Source organism: Marisediminitalea alba (genome assembly GCF_002993365.1).
GTDB lineage: Bacteria > Pseudomonadota > Gammaproteobacteria > Enterobacterales > Alteromonadaceae > Alteromonas > Alteromonas alba.
Genome location: NZ_PVNP01000220.1, coordinates 1,261 through 17,298 on the forward strand (window position 1 = coordinate 1,261; position 16,038 = coordinate 17,298).

Here is a 16,038-nt window from a genome sequence, read left to right on the forward strand (position 1 = left end):
TCCTCGCTATTCCTGTGTGTTGTGACGGTAAATGAGTAGCCAGACTGTTATGGAGGTCCCGGACAAGCCCTTCGGACTTTCCGGGACGACGGGAATTTGAACCTGTCATCCCGTAAGTTTCGGAGAAACTATCCGGGATCTCCTCGCTATTCCTGTGTGTTGTGACGGTAAATGAGTAGCCAGACTGTTATGGAGGTCCCGGATAAGTCCTTTGGACTTTCCGGGACAATTAAACAGGCTCAGGCCTGTTTAATTGCATAACACTGATATTTCATTTCCAGGTATTCTTCGATTCCTGCATGGGCGCCTTCGCGGCCCAGGCCGCTGGCTTTAACACCACCGAAGGGGGCGTTTGCCGCCGAGATGGCACCGGTGTTAACCCCTACCATGCCGGATTCTATGGCGTCTACCACGCGCTGGGCACGGTGCAGGTCGTCGCTGAAGAAATAAGCTGCCAGTCCAAACGGCGTATCGTTGGCGTATTCGATCACTTCTTCTTCCGTATCGAAAGGAATAATGGGTACCAGCGGGCCGAAGGTTTCCTCGCAGGTGCACTGCGCCGTCGGCGGCACATTGGTTAGCACCGTTGGGGTATACCAGTTGTCGCCGTTTGGCAGGCGTTTGCCTCCGGTCAGCAGTGTTGCACCGTTGCTGAGTGCGTTGTCCACGTGCTCGGTCACCTTGTCGGCACCGGCTGCGTCAATCAGTGGGCCAATATCCACACCATCGTCGAGGCCGTTACCTACTTTGAGTGCTTCTACTTTTTTGACCAGTTTGGTTTGAAACTCTTCTAACACGCTGCGCTGCACATAGACCCGGTTGGGTGATATACAGGTTTGCCCGGCGTTACGGAACTTGCCTTTCATGAGGCCATCCACGGCAAGGTCGATATCGGCGTCCTCGAAGACGATAAAGGGAGCATTACCACCGAGTTCCAGTGACAGCTTTTTCACATCGGGCGCGCATTTTTTCATTAACTGCGAGCCAATTTCGGTGGATCCGGTAAATGTAAGTTTGCGTACTATACTGTTCTCGCACAACGCGTCGCCGATAACACTGGCCTTGCCGGTAATTACCTGAATAACGCCCTTTGGAATGCCAGCCTGAATGGCCAGTTCACCCAGGGCCAGAGCCGTAAGTGGAGTCTGGCTGGCCGGTTTCACTATGATAGTACAGCCAGCCGCCAGAGCTGGCGCCACTTTACGAGTAATCATTGCCGCGGGGAAGTTCCACGGCGTAATGGCTGCACACACGCCTACCGGATCGCGGGACACCCGAATTTGCGTGTCGGGTGTACCGGCCGGCAGAATTTCACCATTAATGCGCATGGCTTCTTCGGCAAACCATTTAACATAACTGGCTGCATAGGCAATTTCGCCTTTTGCCTCGGGCAGCGGCTTGCCTTGTTCCGTGGTCATGATAGTGGCCAGCTCGTCGGTGTGCTCCACCATGAGTTCGTACCATTTGCGAACCAGCTCACCACGCTCAGCGGGTGTTTTTTTGCGCCACAGCTTAAAGGCGTCGTTGGCTGCCGTTACAGCCTGATTAACCGCATCAGCGTCCAGCTGTGGAATGGTCGCTATCACTTCTCCCGTAGCCGGGTTGTCCACTTCCAGGCTATCTGATGTCGTCACCCATTCTCCGTTGATCAGGCAGGCTTGTTTAAAGATGTCGATATCATTCAGGGTCATAAACTGTGTCCATTTTGGTTAAAAATAAGAGGTGTCCTCTACTTTGTACTGGTAACGGTCGGTGCGTAGATCAACTCTGTCTATTCTTCAGGGAACTGTTCAAACGAGCGAATACTTGCCAGTGAAGACTCCCACAGGCACTGGCTGGCGGTAAAAATATGCGCATCGGGTTGTTTAGTCGGAGACGAGTTAAGGCTGCCGGCTGGCACTACAGCGGTGAGGTTGTCTGTCATAACATAAGGCAGCGCAGAACCACAGGTTGTACAAAAACTTCTGGCGTGTCGGGTTGAAGGAAGCTGGAAATGACGGATATGTTCTTTACCCGTGAGCCAGGTAACAGCGTCTGCGTTGATAAACAAATTTGCAGCAAATGCAGAGCCGGTATCTTTCTGGCAATGCTGGCAGTGGCAGATAAAAAAGTGGTCAAAATTGTCGGCTACCGTAAAGGTTACCGCTTTACATAAACAACTGCCTTGTATAGCCATGCGCTTCTCCGTGAAGGGAAATAATAAGACTAATTAAAGCATATTTTGAATGGGGCCGGGAATAACCGGGGGAGGTGATACCGACTCTGACCTGGAGGAGCAGAGCCGGTATAGCCTGAAGATTAAGCTAAAACGGTTTTCAGAGCGCTAACACAGGCATCAGTTTCGTCGGGAGTCCCCACGCTGATGCGTGACCACGAGTCATAACCAGGCCAGGTTCTGCCTACCACTTTGACACCTTGCTCGCGCATTTTTGCGGCAAATTGATCGTGTGGCATGCCAGTATCCACGTAGATAAAGTTACCTTGTGGATTTTTCGCGTAAGGGCGGCCTAACTCTTCTGCTACGGCAGTTAGCTTGGCGCGCTCGGTCGCTACGCGCTCACGCATGGTGTTAAGGTTTTCGTGGTCGTCCATGCTTGCCATACCGGCAACCAGACCAAGGTAGTTAACCCCACCCATACGCAGTTTACGGCCGATAACCTGAGCCTGTTCGGCAGGCATAATGGCGTAGCCAAGACGTTGACCCGCCATGGCGTGAATCTTTGAGAAGGTGCGGCAAATAACCACATTGTAACCTTCAGCAGCCAGGCTCGACTGCACGTTTCCAGGGTATCCCGCAGACATTTCGATATAGGCTTCATCAATGAATACCTGAGTTTTTTGCGATACGCGTTTGGCAAATGCGTTCAGTTTGGCAGGATCCAGCTCGCGGCCGGTTGGGTTATTCGGGTTACAGATATAGACCGCAGTGGTATCTTCGGTAACAGCCGCTTCAATAGCGTCCAGGTCGAAATCCATGTTGGCATCCAGTGGTACGTAAGTCACATCGGCACCCATAAATTCCGCGCCACGAGGCACGCCTTCGTAGGTGGCCATAGAGGTAACCAGCTTGCCGCCATTTTGTGTGATCCAGTCGGCATAGCCAAACAGGATTGGGGATGAGCCATTAGTCACTACAATTTGATCCACCGAAACGCCTTCTTGTTTGGCAATTTTTTCTTTTAGTACTGACGTGGTGGGATCGGCATAGCGGCACAGGTTATAAAGTTCGCCCTGCATGGCTTCTACCGCTTTGGCAGACGGGCCAAAGGCATTTTCGTTCGACGATAATCTGATTAATCCATCATTCAGATTGGGCGTGGCAGACGGAAAGTGTTCAGTCTTCATGCCCGCTGCGTTGAGTTCTTTAACCCCGGAATCTACGCAGGCGGCCAGGGCTGTTGCACCGGCTCCAAGTCCAACTGCTTTTAACCATTTACGGCGTGAGGAATCCACTGGTGGCATGTTTTGGATATCAGATTTCATAGGTCAGGTCACTCTGTCTTCAATATATAAAGTATACGGAGTATCCACATTAAAGGGTATTTGAGGTTGATGCAATAGGGCGATTTAAAGGCGTAAATCAGGTAGTTGGGTGATCTGAATGGTTTAAGAGATAAACGGGGCGTGAACAAAAAATTGAAAAAGTGCAGCTGGTGCACCAGTTTTTGCGGTTTCAGGAGTGATTAATCCGGCAAATAACCGGTGACGATGAAACGTACATAAAGCGTTCAGTTGTCGAAAATCAGGGATAAAAAGCACTGTGGCTCAGGTTTAGCGATAAGTGCCTTTTACAGCAGTTTTAGTGTGGCTTGTTCGCAATCAGAATGATCGGATGACAGCCAGTCGGTGTCTTCGTCAAAATAAGGGAGGGCGCTTTTTCTCTCAAAACGCTCGGTCAGGGCGGTGAGTACTTTGGGGTGGATATAGTATTTCTCACACACCGCCGGGGTATTCCCCAGTGTTTCTGCCACCAGTTTTACCAGCGTAGCATTAAACTTTCGGCGCGGGTGTTCAGCAACCAGCGCTGCAGCTTCATGGGCTTGTTGTACCGCCAGTCGGGTGCCCGTCCAGGTACGAAAGTCCTTGGCAGAGACAGCTATTTCGGTGAGTGAGTGAAGGTACTCATTGACGTCGTCACTGAGCAAATCCTTCCATTGTCCGCCTTGCTTGTAGCGTAAAACCGGGTAGCCGGGCCGGGCTGCGCTATCACAAATTAGCTGTGAGGCGGTTGGGTCGCTGATATCGATATGCCGGGTCTTGCCATGCTTGCCGGTAAAGTGAAAGGCAAGTTCCTCACCTTCCTGTTCCATATGTTTGCGACGGAGCGTTGTCAGGCCAACCGTACCATTTTCCTGCTGATATGCGCGATTGCCAATGCGAATGCCGGTTCTGTCGAGCAGCATAACTGCCAGTGCGCAGGAGCGCTGTAAATCCCACTTTTCGTGATTTAAGTGTTGCACATAGGTCTTACGGATCTGCGGCAGTACCCGGGCAAACAGTTTCAGGCGGGCGAACTTTTCAGCCTGCTGCTGAGCTTCCCACTGCTGATGATAAATATATTGCTTGCGCTGACGCTGGTCGTAACCAAAAGCCTGTACCTTAGACAGTTCACACAAGCTAATGCGAACATCCTGCCACATAGGAGGAATAACCAAACCTTTAAAGCGCTTGAGCAACGTTTGTTCGGTAACTTTTTCGTTATCAGTCAGCAGATACTGAAAACCTCGCCCGCGTTTACGCCGGGTTACATGAAAACTCTCACATTCGTGAATTTCTTCGCCGCTGTTGGTGGCCACGGCGCAGCAGTATTGCTTCACGTTGACTGGCGTTGTTCGGTTATGCATAAGTCCTTGTGGTCTGGATGGTTGTCCTTAAGCTTGTACGGTCAGACTGTGAAGAGGTTCAGAATTATCAGGGAAGGCGGGAAGTAAGGCTGAAGGTTGGGTCGCAGCCAGACTGCTGTGACCCACTAAGAGTGATTACAGTGAGGCGAAGTAAGCGGCAAGATTAGCAATATCTTCATCTGATAGTGGTTTAGCCATCATGCCCATCATGGGATCTTTTCGTACATCAGCGCGAAAATCCTTTAACTGCTTTTCCAGGTAGGCGGCTTTCTGACCGGCCAGGTTAGGCCACATAGGACTGGGGCTGATCCCCGCCGGACCATGACAGGCGGCACATTGTCCTGACAGTGCTTTACCTTTTTCAATGTCCGCTGCAGCAACTGAAAAGTTGGCGAGCGTAAGAGTAAAGGCCAAAGCGCCAAGTGATACGATTTTTTTCATTTTTCTAACTCCAAAAAAAGCACAATGCTTAAGATTGAGTATCGTACATTTCTTGTAAATGAAAAGTAAAATAACCAGTGGCGATTTTGGCTATATGTGCGCAGCGATGGCGTGTTAAGAGTAGCTGGTGTGCACCAAAAAAAAGCGGCGCCAGGAAGGCGCCGAACATGAAAACACAAGGTGAGGGAGGTGTTATTCGCTATCGAATAAGCGCCCACCTATTTCTATCTTACGTGGCTTTTTAGCTTCTGGGATCACTCTTTCCAGATCAACATGTAATAAGCCGTTTTCCAGGTCGGCCGCGAGTACCTTAACGTGGTCGCCAAGCTGGAATTTGCGCTCGAAGTTGCGCTCGGAAATGCCTTTATGCAGGAACTTCCGCTCTTGTTTATCGGCGTCGCTGTTTTTAGTGCCAGTGATCGATAAGGTGTTGTCTTCTACAACAATATTGATGTCGTCTTTGCTAAAACCGGCAATCGCCATGGTAATTCGGTATTTGTCTTCCGCCAGTAATTCAATGTTGTACGGCGGGTAAGTGCTTTGCTTTTCAGCACGGCTGGCAGCATCAACTAATGATGCAAGGTGATCAGAACCAATGAATGAACGGTAAAGTGGAGATAGATCGATAGAACGCATAGTCATATCCTTTATTAAGCAATATGTTTAAAAGTTAAGTGCCCCGATAATCGGCGGCGGTGTTGTCGGCCTTACTGTTAAGCACCGACAATTCTAAAGTAGGGCCGGGTTAAATTTATTCAAGGCAAAAATTAAATTTTTTTCGACCAGTTTGCCAAACCCTACGAGAAAGGGCCTCACTGCTTCAGGCCAAAGCCTGATAGCATGGTCAGTATTAACCTATCTAAGTCGTTTTGTTTAAGGGATATCACATGTCTTACCGACCTTTTACCCGCCAGGTCCAATCGGTTCGCCTGGTCATTGTTGCTGTGCTGCTGGTGGTTACCACGGCGTGTCAGAGTACGTCGTCTCCTGCTGCCACTGCTTACGGACCAAAGTTTGCTGAGCATGATCAAGGCTTTACCGTGGTTGTGGTGGCTTATGCACCGGAGATGGAAGGCATTCTGGGGCGCATCGAAGCCGATCCCAATGCCAGTATTACGCAAATGGTGACTTACAAGGGGATTAAGTACCGCATTGGTAAATATCATGATGAACCGATTCTGATTTTTGCTACCGGTATGAGCATTGCCAATGCGGCGATGAGTATGCAAATGGCGTTTGATTATTTCCCGGTTAAACAGGTGGTGTACATGGGGATTGCCGGAGCGGTGAATCCCCAGTGGCAGCCCGGTGACGTGATTGTGCCTGAGCGTTGGTATTACCACGACGAAAGCGTGTATGCGAACCCGGATCCGAACAACCCCGGCAAATCAGTGTTACCAGCCTATTATGCGCGCTTTATGGCCGAGCAACCGGCTCGTAAAGCGGCTGACCCGCATTATCCAAACTATAAGCCGTTCCATTTTGTGCATCCCGACGAAGTGTTAATTATCAAAGACGGCATGGATAAACCACAGGATACTGCGTATTTTTCAGCATCGCCCCGTTTATTAAGCGCAGCAAAAAGTGCCATGACAAAAATGCCGGCACAAATGATTCTCGGTGAACGCAAAGCGAAGTTAAGCGTTGGTGGTAACGGTGTTACCGGCTCAGTATTTCTCGATAACCGTGAATACCGTAAATGGACCCGCGAAGTGTTTAATGCCGAAGTTACTGAAATGGAGTCCACCGCGGTTGGCCAGGTGTGTACGGTTAACGAAGTCGACTGGGTGATTATCCGCGCCATCAGCGATCTGGCCGGTGGTCAGGAGGGCGTTAACGTAGAGCATATTTACGATAAAGAAGTGTCACGGGTAGGCGCCAATGTGTTATTTGCTGTGATGGACGAGCTGGCAGCTCACTAATGCAGCGCATTATCAGCTTATTACTGGTTTGTTTTTGTGCAATGGCGCCGGTGGTGCTACGCGCACAAACCAGCGATGCGACCGGCGACCCAACGAAGAGGCAGGCACTGGCGCGCAGTTACGCTGAAATTGTCGGTCGACTGGCATTAACCGATAAGTTATTCGCGGCGATGGCTGAGCAGTGCGATACCAAAGTTGCCATGCCCAGCCAGTCTTATTCGGCAATCGATTACGCATTGCGGATGCAAACCAACATGAGCTTCTTTCAGTGGCGTAAGCAGTTTAGCGATCCTGCTCAGGAAGCGAAGCTGGTAAAACAACTGATGAGCAGCACCCTCACCGATATCGGCGGCTGTGAGGAGAGCGCCGTTCAACGGTGGTTTGCCGGGATGCTACAAAATATGTTGCAGCCCTTCGTTGAGCAATTAACCGAATTGCCCGATTTGCTGGGCATATCCAGGGATAAACCAGACGAAGAGCAACTGGTGAGAGTATTTATTCATCAGTTAGCTCGTTACCAGCAGTTATCGGTAGCAGAAATACGCGGTCTGGCCATGGCGCTGGAAAGTGGTATGTACCGCTACAGCATGGTTGCCTTTACTAATCAGATCACCAAAGATTACCCGCAATCGGTAGCGCTTCGGGAGTATGTGTATCAACAGACCAACACGGCCGGTGATTTATACGAACTGGCCGACAGCCTGCGCTTTACCGACCGTGTAAGAGCTGTCACCTTGTTTGGCGAGGCGGCGGAGCAGGGCAGCTTTGTTGCCCAGCGCTGGTATGGCAACTACCAGGCATGTGTGGGAAATACTGAACAAGCCCTGCAATGGCTTAATAAGGCCAGGCAAAATGAGCCCGATGAAGCTTCATTTATCGACGACATTATTAGCGAAATAAAGGCACTGGGTGAACCAACGAATTGTCTGGACGGCTGGGTTTACTAAAGGAGAAATACACATGTCTGATACGTTTTATTCCTATCAGTTAAGTAACGGCCACGGGCTACCTCATGACCCATTTAAAGCCATTATAGCGCCGCGACCTATAGGCTGGATTGCTTCTGAAAATCAAAGCGGGATTGCCAATCTGGCGCCATACAGCTTCTTTAATGCCTTTAACGGTGCGCCGCCGATTATTGGCTTCGCCAGCGTTGGCTTTAAAGACAGCGTGTGTAATATTAAGGCAACCGGTGAATTTTGCTGGAGCCTGGCAACCCGGGAGCTGGCGGATGCAATGAATGCCTCAAGTGCCGGTGTGGATCCTGAGGTCGATGAATTCGAGCTGGCCGGTTTGCAGAAGCGTTCATCCACGTTGGTAAAGGTGCCCCATGTTGCAGCCAGCCCGGCTTCAATGGAATGTAAGGTTACCCAAATCATTCAACTCAATGATATGCACGGTGAGGCTTGCGATACCTGGCTGGTGCTCGGACAAGTAGTGGCGGTGCATATTCAAAAAGCGTATTTAAACGACGGCGTGTTCGATACAGCGGCTGCTGATTCGATTATGCGAGCCGGCGGACCCGGTGATTATTTTGGGGTGTCGGCCCAGGCAAAATTCTTTATGGGACGGCCTTAGTCCCTGCCTTTGCATAAACGGTTACGGCCACTGTGTTTTGCCTGATAGAGCAGTTCGTCAGCGGCCTGAACCAGCGCTTCAACAGTCTGCTCGCCGTTACCGGCTACTGCCCCCATACTGAACGTGACGGTAAGTTTATGTTCACCGGTGCTTATCTCGCGGATTTCTTCCTGCATACGGGTAAATAGCCCGTCTACTGCATCGAGGCGGGTATTGGTCATAATGATAAGCCACTCCTCGCCGCCCCAGCGCCCAAGTCTGTCTTGCTGGCGGATCAGCGCATTGGTGCGCCGGGCAAACTCGGTTAACACTATATCGCCGGCATCATGACCGTAAGTATCATTGATTGTCTTAAAGTGATCGATGTCAGCCAAAGCCACCACAAAAGGCTGGCCAAGCGGTTTGCTGCGGTCAGCTACCTGTTTGGCAAACAACTGAATCGCACGACGATTTAATACCTGCGTCAGGCCATCGGTATTGGCGAGTTTTTCAAAATGCACGGCTGCCTTACGTTTTTTAACAAACAATAAGGTGAGTACTGCCAATGCCAGAATGGCTGATACCAGAGCCAGCAGATAGATGAGTCGCTGCTGGTTTTGCTGCTCAGCTGCCAGTGCCTGTAAACGTGATTGCTGGCGTGCCTGCTCAAGCTCCCGGGCCTGGCTAACCATCTGAAAACCGGCGTACTCTCTGGCCAGCGCGTTATTGCGGGCAAGCTCCTGGTTCAGCGCGACGGCCTGCTGCAGTGTTGCTGTAGCCTGTTGCCAGTTCTGGCTGGCAGTGGCTCGCTCGACCTCTAGCTTAAGTACCGGCAACTGTTCTTTAAGGCTGAACTGTTTGGCAGAAAAAGCCAGCAGTTGTGCTGTAGCATGTGGTGACGGCGGGTTTTCTGTTTCCAGCAGATATAAACGAATTAGCATCGCTTTTGCGTCTAACGCCTTAGCTAAAAGGTATGCTTCTTCGAGCAATACTTGAGCAGCCGGTTGGTTATTCTCCTCCAGCGCCTGGCGAATGAGTGCTTCCAGGGCATGCAGTTTTACCAGCGTTTGCGGCAGGGCTGAGTAATCACCGAGCACGGCAAGAGTGTCTTCAAGCTGTCGCTGCGTTTGCGGAATATGCCATAACACCGATGCAGCGCGAACCCGGACGTATAGAACAGGATGCGTCAGCAATGGCAGCAGTAATTCCCTCACTGACTGATAAAACTCTATCTCGTAGTGAATATCGGCAACCGCCAGGTTAATAGCCGCCATATCATCAGTGGCGCTCAGAGCCGCCGGAAGAAGCTCTGTGCTGATAATATGGCTAATCGACAAAGCTTGTTTGTATTCGCCGGTATGCAACGAATAAAGGGCCATCAGGTGGTAATAAGCCGCCTGTTGCTGGCGAGACAGTGGAGAGAAATCCTTTTGTAGTAATCGGTTAAACGACTGTTGGGCTGAATCCCTGTTGCTACGACGATGGATGAAAGTAAACAAGGTTGCCGCGTCGGCAATAACATCAATGTCGGGCGACTTGGTGCTAGCGCAATGTTGAGCAATAGTACTGCTGATTGCCTCTACTTCGCTAAGATTCATAGAGTCCAACGCGACCGTTAAATGGCTGGCGAATTGAGGCGCGGCTAAACAGTGGGAAATTGTAGCCTGGGCAGCAGCCTGATTGCTAAACAGCGCCAATGCAGCAAAGACAAAACAACCAAATCGCAACAAAGCTCTCTCCGTTGGGTACTGTTTACTTAATTGTCCTAATGACTCTAATGGTGGCAGTCGCCAGTTTCACTTCTGCAAGAAATAACGTCAGTGCTGAAATTAACAATAACATTGTCAGAATAAAAAGGGTGACAACCAGTACATTAAGTTTGACCTGCCATAACTCCCCGGCAAATAGACTCATTATCACGCCACACACCATTACCGCCGAAGCAGTACAAAAACCGATGGACCAGTTAATCAACTTAACCCGGCGCCACAACAATATGATTTCCCGGCGTAGGCGGGTGTTTTGCTCAGCTTCTGTCTGACTGTTCATTTCTTTTTCGGCTGAACGGACCCGGTCGGTAATACGCCCTAGACGTCCGGACATGACGTTTAGAAAACCGGCTATACCAGCCAGTAAAAATACCGGGGCAACGGCAATTTCAATCAGGGTCGACAGTGAGGGGATCAGAGCTTCCATCTTTTCTTAATTCAAGCGCACAGTTTCGCTTTTATATCACAGATAAGCAGACGGTTGGCAGTTTAGCGCGTGGTGAGTTGTCGTGGATAAGGTAATCAGGCTTTGATTCGCGTAGCGCAGCCGTCATAATGCATCCCCATATCTGGGATAAAGCACTCTGCCGGCTTGCTGGCAGCTACACAGTGAAAACGGAAGAATATGGATACATTAACCGACGCGGGCGACTATTTTGAAGACACCTTTAAAGGCCTGCTATGGATAGAAAAGCGGCTATCCGGCGCAAGCTTTGAAGAGTGCGAGTTTATCGATTGTGACTTTTCCGATAGCCAGTTTCATGGCTGTAAATTTACCCAATGTGAGTTTGTTCGCTGTAACCTTAGCCTGACGGACATGGCCAATAGTCAGCTATATGGCCTGACATTTAAGGATTGCAAACTGGTGGGCGTCGACTGGACGAAAGCTGACTGGCCACAATACTATCGTGACTTTGAGCTTAAGTTTCAGCGTTGCTTACTTAATGATGCGTCCTTTTACGGCCTCACTCTGAATGAACTGGTAATGGATGAATGCAGGGTGCATGATGCAGACTTTCGCGAAGGTAACTTTACCGACAGCCAGATGACACACTGCACCTTTGATCGCAGTTTGTTTATGCACACTAACCTTGAGCGCGTTGATTTTAGCAACTCCACAGGGTGCTCCATCGACGTGCTGGCTAACGAGATAAAGGGTGCCACGTTTTCCAGTTTCGAGGCGGTGCACTTACTCGAATCTTTAGGCATCGTGCTGGTGGATTAGGGCAAGTCCTGGCAGCGTTACAGACTACCTATCCAAATATCTGTTGCTTAGAGGTATAATGACGGTAAACCTGTATTAAAGGACACCTTATGGCCACCGCCGCCGCAGTACACATTCTGGTAAGAACCGAAAAAGAAGCGCAGCTACTTTTAGCCCAGCTCAAAAAAGCCAAGGGTAAAAACTTTGCTGCCCTGGCCCGTAAGTTTTCTATTTGCCCCTCTGCCAAACGCGGCGGTGACTTAGGTGAGTTCAAACGTGGCCAGATGGTAAAGCAGTTTGACGACGTGGTGTTTAAAAAAGACATCCTCACCATTCATGGCCCGGTAAAAACCAAGTTTGGTTATCACCTGATCAAAACCCTTTATCGCAATGACTAAAGCATGGCGCTAACCATCCGCGACATTGACTGGCAGGACGCGTTACCAGTCAGGCACGAGGTACTGTGGCCCGATAAACCCGTTTTGTTTTCCCGGGTCGATGGAGATGAAAGCGCTACCCACTATGGCGCTTTTACCGAGGAGAAACTGGTTTGTGTGGCATCGATTTACCGCAGCGAAGATAGTGCCAGGTTAAGAAAGTTTGCGACGCTGCCGGATTATCAGGGCAGGGGAATTGGCAGTGAGGTACTCGCAAAGGCCATAGAACAACTCAAACAACAACATATCAGACGCTTCTGGTGCGACGCACTAACAACGGCAACGGCGTTTTATGAGAAATTCGGACTGGCAGTGGAAGGCAGAGAGTTTATTAAATCAGGGGTAAGCTACGTTCGGATGAGCGTTAACTGGCCTGAAACTCGCTGACCCCTGAAGGGATAAAGCATCTATCCTGATGATCGTCATCGATAAACCCATCGCCCCTCGAAAAACGCAGTGAGCTGCAATAAAGCAGTCTGACAAACTTGTCATGCTGCTTGCCATTATTGACAGTTAACTTTCCATGCAGATGTAAATAAAATGTTGGTAAAGCAGCAGTTTTTGCTCTGAAATCAGCCAAAACAGTGACTTTAAACCAAAAATACAAGCTGCTTTTAGTTTGCATTGAACAGGCATAAAGGTTGCTTTGTAGTATGTGTTTCTTCTTCATTATTCTCGGATACACATACTATGGATATTAAAAAACTCGTCCTGGCCGTCATGATTGGCGGCGTGACAACCACAGCAATGGCGGTGGATAAAAACGCGGTTCGTACTCAGGCTAAAATGATGCACGGACCGATCCCGGCAACCATGCCTGGTGCAGAGCTGGATACCCCGGCACTAATCGATTTGGGCGAACGCCTGTACTTCGAAACGGCGTTATCAGCCGACGGTACTCAGTCTTGTAACACCTGTCACCGCATCGATGGTGGTCGGGGCGGCGTCGATAACGAGGCGACCTCACTCGGAGTGAAAGGGTCTCGTGGCGAGCGTAATTCGCCTTCTGTGTGGAATGCGGGTTTTCATATGGCGCAGTTTTGGGATGGCCGTGCTGCCGATCTCGCTGCGCAGGCGAAAGGGCCCATTCTTAATCCGGTAGAAATGGCGGTGCCGGATGAGAAAACCGCGGTAAGCAACCTCAAAGAGGAAGGTTACGAAGCGCTGTTTGCAGACGTTTTCAAAGACGAAGAAGAGCCACTTACCTACGACAATGTGGCTAAAGCCATTGGCGCTTTTGAGCGTACGCTGATTACCGTGGATCGCTTCGATAAGTTCCTCGCCGGCGATGATACCGCTATGACCGAAACTGAACTGAAGGGCTATCAGACCTTTGTGCAGTCGGGCTGTGCTTCCTGTCACAATGGCGCGCTGTTTGGTGGTTCAATGTACATGAAAATGGGCTTGATTAACGCTTATGAAAACACCCATGACCTGGGGCGTTTTACAGTTACCAACAACCCGGCTGATAAATATGTATTCAAGGTGCCAAGCCTGCGTAATATCACTAAAACCGCGCCCTATTTTCATGATGGAGCAGTAGCCGGGCTGGATGAGGCGGTTGCACAGATGGCATGGATGCAGTTAGGTCGTAAGCTGAGCGATCAGGAAGTCTCTGAAATTGTGGCTTTCCTTGGGGCGCTGGAAGATACCCATACCATCACGGTTAAATACTTAAACAACGGCGCTGAGGTTGGTCAGTAAGGCTTAAAGTAGCTCCCTTCAGGGAGCTACTTTACCTCTGTCGCCAGCGAGTCGGCGATATCAGGTTTGGCTCGTTTGGTCTTTTTCGCCTTTTTCAGGGGCGGGCACAAGTCGTCATTATTGTAATAAACAATACACTCCAGACACTGCACACACTCGTTATAGTCTACCTTACCCTCAGGCGTAATCGCCTTAATGTCGCACTTGTGATAGCACATGGTACAGGGCTTACCGCACTCCTTGCGGCGGGTTAACCATTCAAATTTATGGAAGTAGCCAAGTACTGCCAGTCCGGCACCTAACGGGCACACGTAACGGCAATAGAATTTATTAATAAACAAACCGAGCCCGAGCAATACCAGGGTGTAGAGCACAAATGGCCAGTAGCGCACAAAATGCAGGGTAATGGCGGTTTTAAACGGTTCTACTTCGGAGAGCACTTCGGCAGCCGACAGAGAATAATAAGACGTAGCGGCCAGGCCGATTAAAATGGCGTATTTAATCCACCACAGGCGGCGGTGCAAGGAGAAGGATATTTTATACTGGCGAATGCGGAAGCGCTTAGCAACCCAGCCGACCATTTCCTGCAGGGCCCCAAAGGGGCATAGCCAGCCACAGAAAATCCCGCGGCCAACAATAAACAGGCTGATAAACACATATAACCACAGAATAAACAGCACTGGATCCATCAGGTACACCTGCAAATCAAAGCCGTTGATAAAGCTTTGCAGAATGGGGTAGATGTTGACAATCGACAGTTGCCCCTGGGCATACCAGCCAATAAAGAACAGGGTGAAAAACATAAAGCCCCAGCGCACCTTACGAAATAGTGCTTGGTTAGCAGACAACTTGTGCTGGAAGGCAAAGATGGCGGTAACGGTAATCAGGCTGAGCACTAAAATGGTAATGGTATGCCAGCGCATTTTCCATACTCTGACCCATGCAGGCTGCGGCTCTTCCATTACTTCTACTTCGGCGATATCAAACAGGGCCTCTGGCAGCGCATAGTCGCTAGAAAACTGCGCTTGTTGTTTGATGAGGTGGTTCTTCGCCACCTCGATATTCAGATTCAGCTGCATTGGCACACTGGGGTTAAAGCCTGATTGTGTATTAACTGCGAACAGTTGCAAATCTTCTGTAGCGGCAAGATCACCTTCCAGCGCCTGTGGCTCGAAACTAAAAAAGTTAAGGTCGCGCATGGCGAAGGGCAGTTCATTTTGCGTCAGGCTTACCTGGCTGGGCACCGTGCCGGGCTTAAAGTCGGCATCGAGGTAGCTGAAGTAGCCCTCCGACATTACCATAAACGCCTGCTCATTGGGCTTCAGCATTGACTGCAGACGGTTAAAGGCGTCCTCACCGAGCAGATTGCGACCGATAAGCGGTGAATTAAGGTACGCGTAATACACTGTAAAAGTGTCGTTAAAATCGGTGTCAAAGGTCTCAGTTGGGTAATCATCCAGGTCGCTGCCGAGTGCGTTTTCAAAGGTCTCGCGACTGATCTGCCACGCTTTAAGGTAACCTTTCTCGAGCAGTTGGGCCGTAGTAAGGGGCTCGTAGTTATCCTGCTTAGCGGTGGCCGCAGGCGCGCTGGCAAAGCCGGTGAGCTTGTTTCTGGCAACCTGTAGCGCAGAGAGTAACACCGTGTCACTCATAACAATCACCGACACGGTGGCTTTAGTAACGCCGTCTACGTGTACGGTGTTGTCGTTCGGGTTAGTGTCGTTAGACGCGCTGTCGACTATGACGCGGTTAGACACATTCTGACCAATGTACTGGTCGAGAAATTTCAGCATGGGTTCTGGCCCCAGGCCGTGTAAAAAAATAGGTTCGTGGTGGTGCAGAATATCGATGCCGACAATGTTGCCTTGCACATCGATACCAATCAGCAGGTTAATGCGGTCGCCGGAAAAACCGGGTAATTCTACCAGGTCGTTGCTTTGAAAGGCGTAACCGAGGAGTTCCTGTAACTGATAAACGGGGTAAACGGGATAGTCAGCTTGCTTTTCGCCAATCACTGTGGCTTTGGGAAACAGTTGCTGAATGCGTTCCGGGGTAATACTTTCTTCGGCGTGGCTGACAGAACAAATACTGCAGCAGATAACTAACCAAATACCGAGAACAAATGTGAAACGTTTCATTGGGCTCCCTGCAGTGGGTGGG

17 protein-coding genes are annotated in these 16,038 nt (G+C 50.1%); 7 read left to right on the plus strand and 10 right to left on the minus strand.

Going from position 1 to position 16,038, the window contains the following annotated elements:
- Positions 1-239 precede the first annotated feature (239 nt).
- The 6 genes from C6Y40_RS24090 to C6Y40_RS24115 form a co-directional block, all read right to left on the minus strand.
- Positions 240-1,691 (minus strand): NAD-dependent succinate-semialdehyde dehydrogenase, encoded by a 1,452-nt coding sequence (locus C6Y40_RS24090; RefSeq protein WP_105936929.1) that lies wholly within the window; start codon positions 1,689-1,691, stop codon positions 240-242.
- An 80-nt stretch (positions 1,692-1,771) separates the two neighbouring features.
- Positions 1,772-2,176: a GFA family protein gene (locus C6Y40_RS24095; RefSeq protein WP_105936930.1), complete on the minus strand. Its 405-nt coding sequence runs from the start codon at positions 2,174-2,176 to the stop codon at positions 1,772-1,774.
- Between the two features lie 122 nt (positions 2,177-2,298).
- Positions 2,299-3,483 carry a pyridoxal phosphate-dependent aminotransferase gene (locus tag C6Y40_RS24100; RefSeq protein WP_105936931.1) on the minus strand — a complete coding sequence of 395 codons (1,185 nt, stop codon included), beginning with the start codon at positions 3,481-3,483 and terminating at the stop codon, positions 2,299-2,301.
- Between the two features lie 305 nt (positions 3,484-3,788).
- Positions 3,789-4,844, minus strand: coding sequence for a DNA topoisomerase IB (locus C6Y40_RS24105; protein WP_105936932.1), 1,056 nt, complete (start codon positions 4,842-4,844; stop codon positions 3,789-3,791).
- A 135-nt stretch (positions 4,845-4,979) separates the two neighbouring features.
- On the minus strand, positions 4,980-5,285 hold the full coding sequence (locus C6Y40_RS24110; RefSeq protein ID WP_105936933.1) for a c-type cytochrome: 306 nt from the start codon (positions 5,283-5,285) through the stop codon (positions 4,980-4,982).
- A gap of 192 nt (positions 5,286-5,477) precedes the next feature.
- Positions 5,478-5,921 (minus strand): Hsp20 family protein, encoded by a 444-nt coding sequence (locus C6Y40_RS24115; protein ID WP_105936934.1) that lies wholly within the window; start codon positions 5,919-5,921, stop codon positions 5,478-5,480.
- A gap of 251 nt (positions 5,922-6,172) precedes the next feature.
- Here C6Y40_RS24115 and C6Y40_RS24120 point away from each other — a divergent pair, with 251 nt between their 5' ends.
- Genes C6Y40_RS24120 through C6Y40_RS24130 form a run of 3 tightly spaced genes read left to right on the plus strand, consistent with a single transcriptional unit; the run spans position 6,173 to position 8,785 of the window.
- Positions 6,173-7,207: a 5'-methylthioadenosine/S-adenosylhomocysteine nucleosidase family protein gene (locus C6Y40_RS24120; protein WP_105936935.1), complete on the plus strand. Its 1,035-nt coding sequence runs from the start codon at positions 6,173-6,175 to the stop codon at positions 7,205-7,207.
- A complete protein-coding gene (locus C6Y40_RS24125) occupies positions 7,207-8,154 on the plus strand; it encodes a hypothetical protein (RefSeq protein ID WP_105936936.1) in 948 nt (315 codons plus the stop codon). The genes C6Y40_RS24120 and C6Y40_RS24125 overlap by 1 nt, the downstream gene beginning before the upstream one ends.
- 13 nt (positions 8,155-8,167) lie before the next feature.
- Positions 8,168-8,785, plus strand: a complete 618-nt coding sequence (locus C6Y40_RS24130) for a flavin reductase family protein (protein ID WP_105936937.1) — start codon at positions 8,168-8,170, stop codon at positions 8,783-8,785.
- Here C6Y40_RS24130 and C6Y40_RS24135 read toward each other — a convergent pair.
- Both C6Y40_RS24135 and C6Y40_RS24140 read right to left on the minus strand, forming a co-directional pair.
- Positions 8,782-10,494: a GGDEF domain-containing protein gene (locus C6Y40_RS24135; RefSeq protein WP_105936938.1), complete on the minus strand. Its 1,713-nt coding sequence runs from the start codon at positions 10,492-10,494 to the stop codon at positions 8,782-8,784. The genes C6Y40_RS24130 and C6Y40_RS24135 overlap by 4 nt on opposite strands.
- A gap of 22 nt (positions 10,495-10,516) precedes the next feature.
- Positions 10,517-10,960: a DUF2721 domain-containing protein gene (locus tag C6Y40_RS24140; RefSeq protein WP_105936939.1), complete on the minus strand. Its 444-nt coding sequence runs from the start codon at positions 10,958-10,960 to the stop codon at positions 10,517-10,519.
- A gap of 198 nt (positions 10,961-11,158) precedes the next feature.
- On the opposite strand from C6Y40_RS24140, the gene C6Y40_RS24145 reads away from it, so the two are divergent.
- The 3 genes from C6Y40_RS24145 to C6Y40_RS24155 all read left to right on the plus strand — a co-directional run bounded on the left by C6Y40_RS24145 (position 11,159) and on the right by C6Y40_RS24155 (position 12,561).
- A complete protein-coding gene (locus C6Y40_RS24145) occupies positions 11,159-11,758 on the plus strand; it encodes a pentapeptide repeat-containing protein (RefSeq protein ID WP_105936940.1) in 600 nt (199 codons plus the stop codon).
- An 89-nt stretch (positions 11,759-11,847) separates the two neighbouring features.
- Positions 11,848-12,135, plus strand: coding sequence for a peptidylprolyl isomerase (locus tag C6Y40_RS24150; RefSeq protein ID WP_105936941.1), 288 nt, complete (start codon positions 11,848-11,850; stop codon positions 12,133-12,135).
- A 3-nt stretch (positions 12,136-12,138) separates the two neighbouring features.
- Positions 12,139-12,561 (plus strand): GNAT family N-acetyltransferase, encoded by a 423-nt coding sequence (locus C6Y40_RS24155; RefSeq protein WP_105936942.1) that lies wholly within the window; start codon positions 12,139-12,141, stop codon positions 12,559-12,561.
- Here the strand turns inward: C6Y40_RS24155 and C6Y40_RS24665 are convergent.
- Positions 12,539-12,844, minus strand: a complete 306-nt coding sequence (locus C6Y40_RS24665) for a hypothetical protein (protein ID WP_146129642.1) — start codon at positions 12,842-12,844, stop codon at positions 12,539-12,541. The genes C6Y40_RS24155 and C6Y40_RS24665 overlap by 23 nt on opposite strands.
- 20 nt (positions 12,845-12,864) lie before the next feature.
- Between C6Y40_RS24665 and C6Y40_RS24160 the strand changes: the two genes are divergently transcribed.
- Positions 12,865-13,878 carry a cytochrome-c peroxidase gene (locus tag C6Y40_RS24160; RefSeq protein WP_105936943.1) on the plus strand — a complete coding sequence of 338 codons (1,014 nt, stop codon included), beginning with the start codon at positions 12,865-12,867 and terminating at the stop codon, positions 13,876-13,878.
- 26 nt (positions 13,879-13,904) lie between these two features.
- Here C6Y40_RS24160 and C6Y40_RS24165 read toward each other — a convergent pair whose 3' ends face one another.
- The gene (locus tag C6Y40_RS24165; protein ID WP_105936944.1) at positions 13,905-16,016 is read right to left on the minus strand and encodes a NosR/NirI family protein; all 2,112 of its coding nucleotides are present in this window, start codon (positions 16,014-16,016) and stop codon (positions 13,905-13,907) included.
- Between the last annotated feature and the right edge of the window lie 22 nt (positions 16,017-16,038).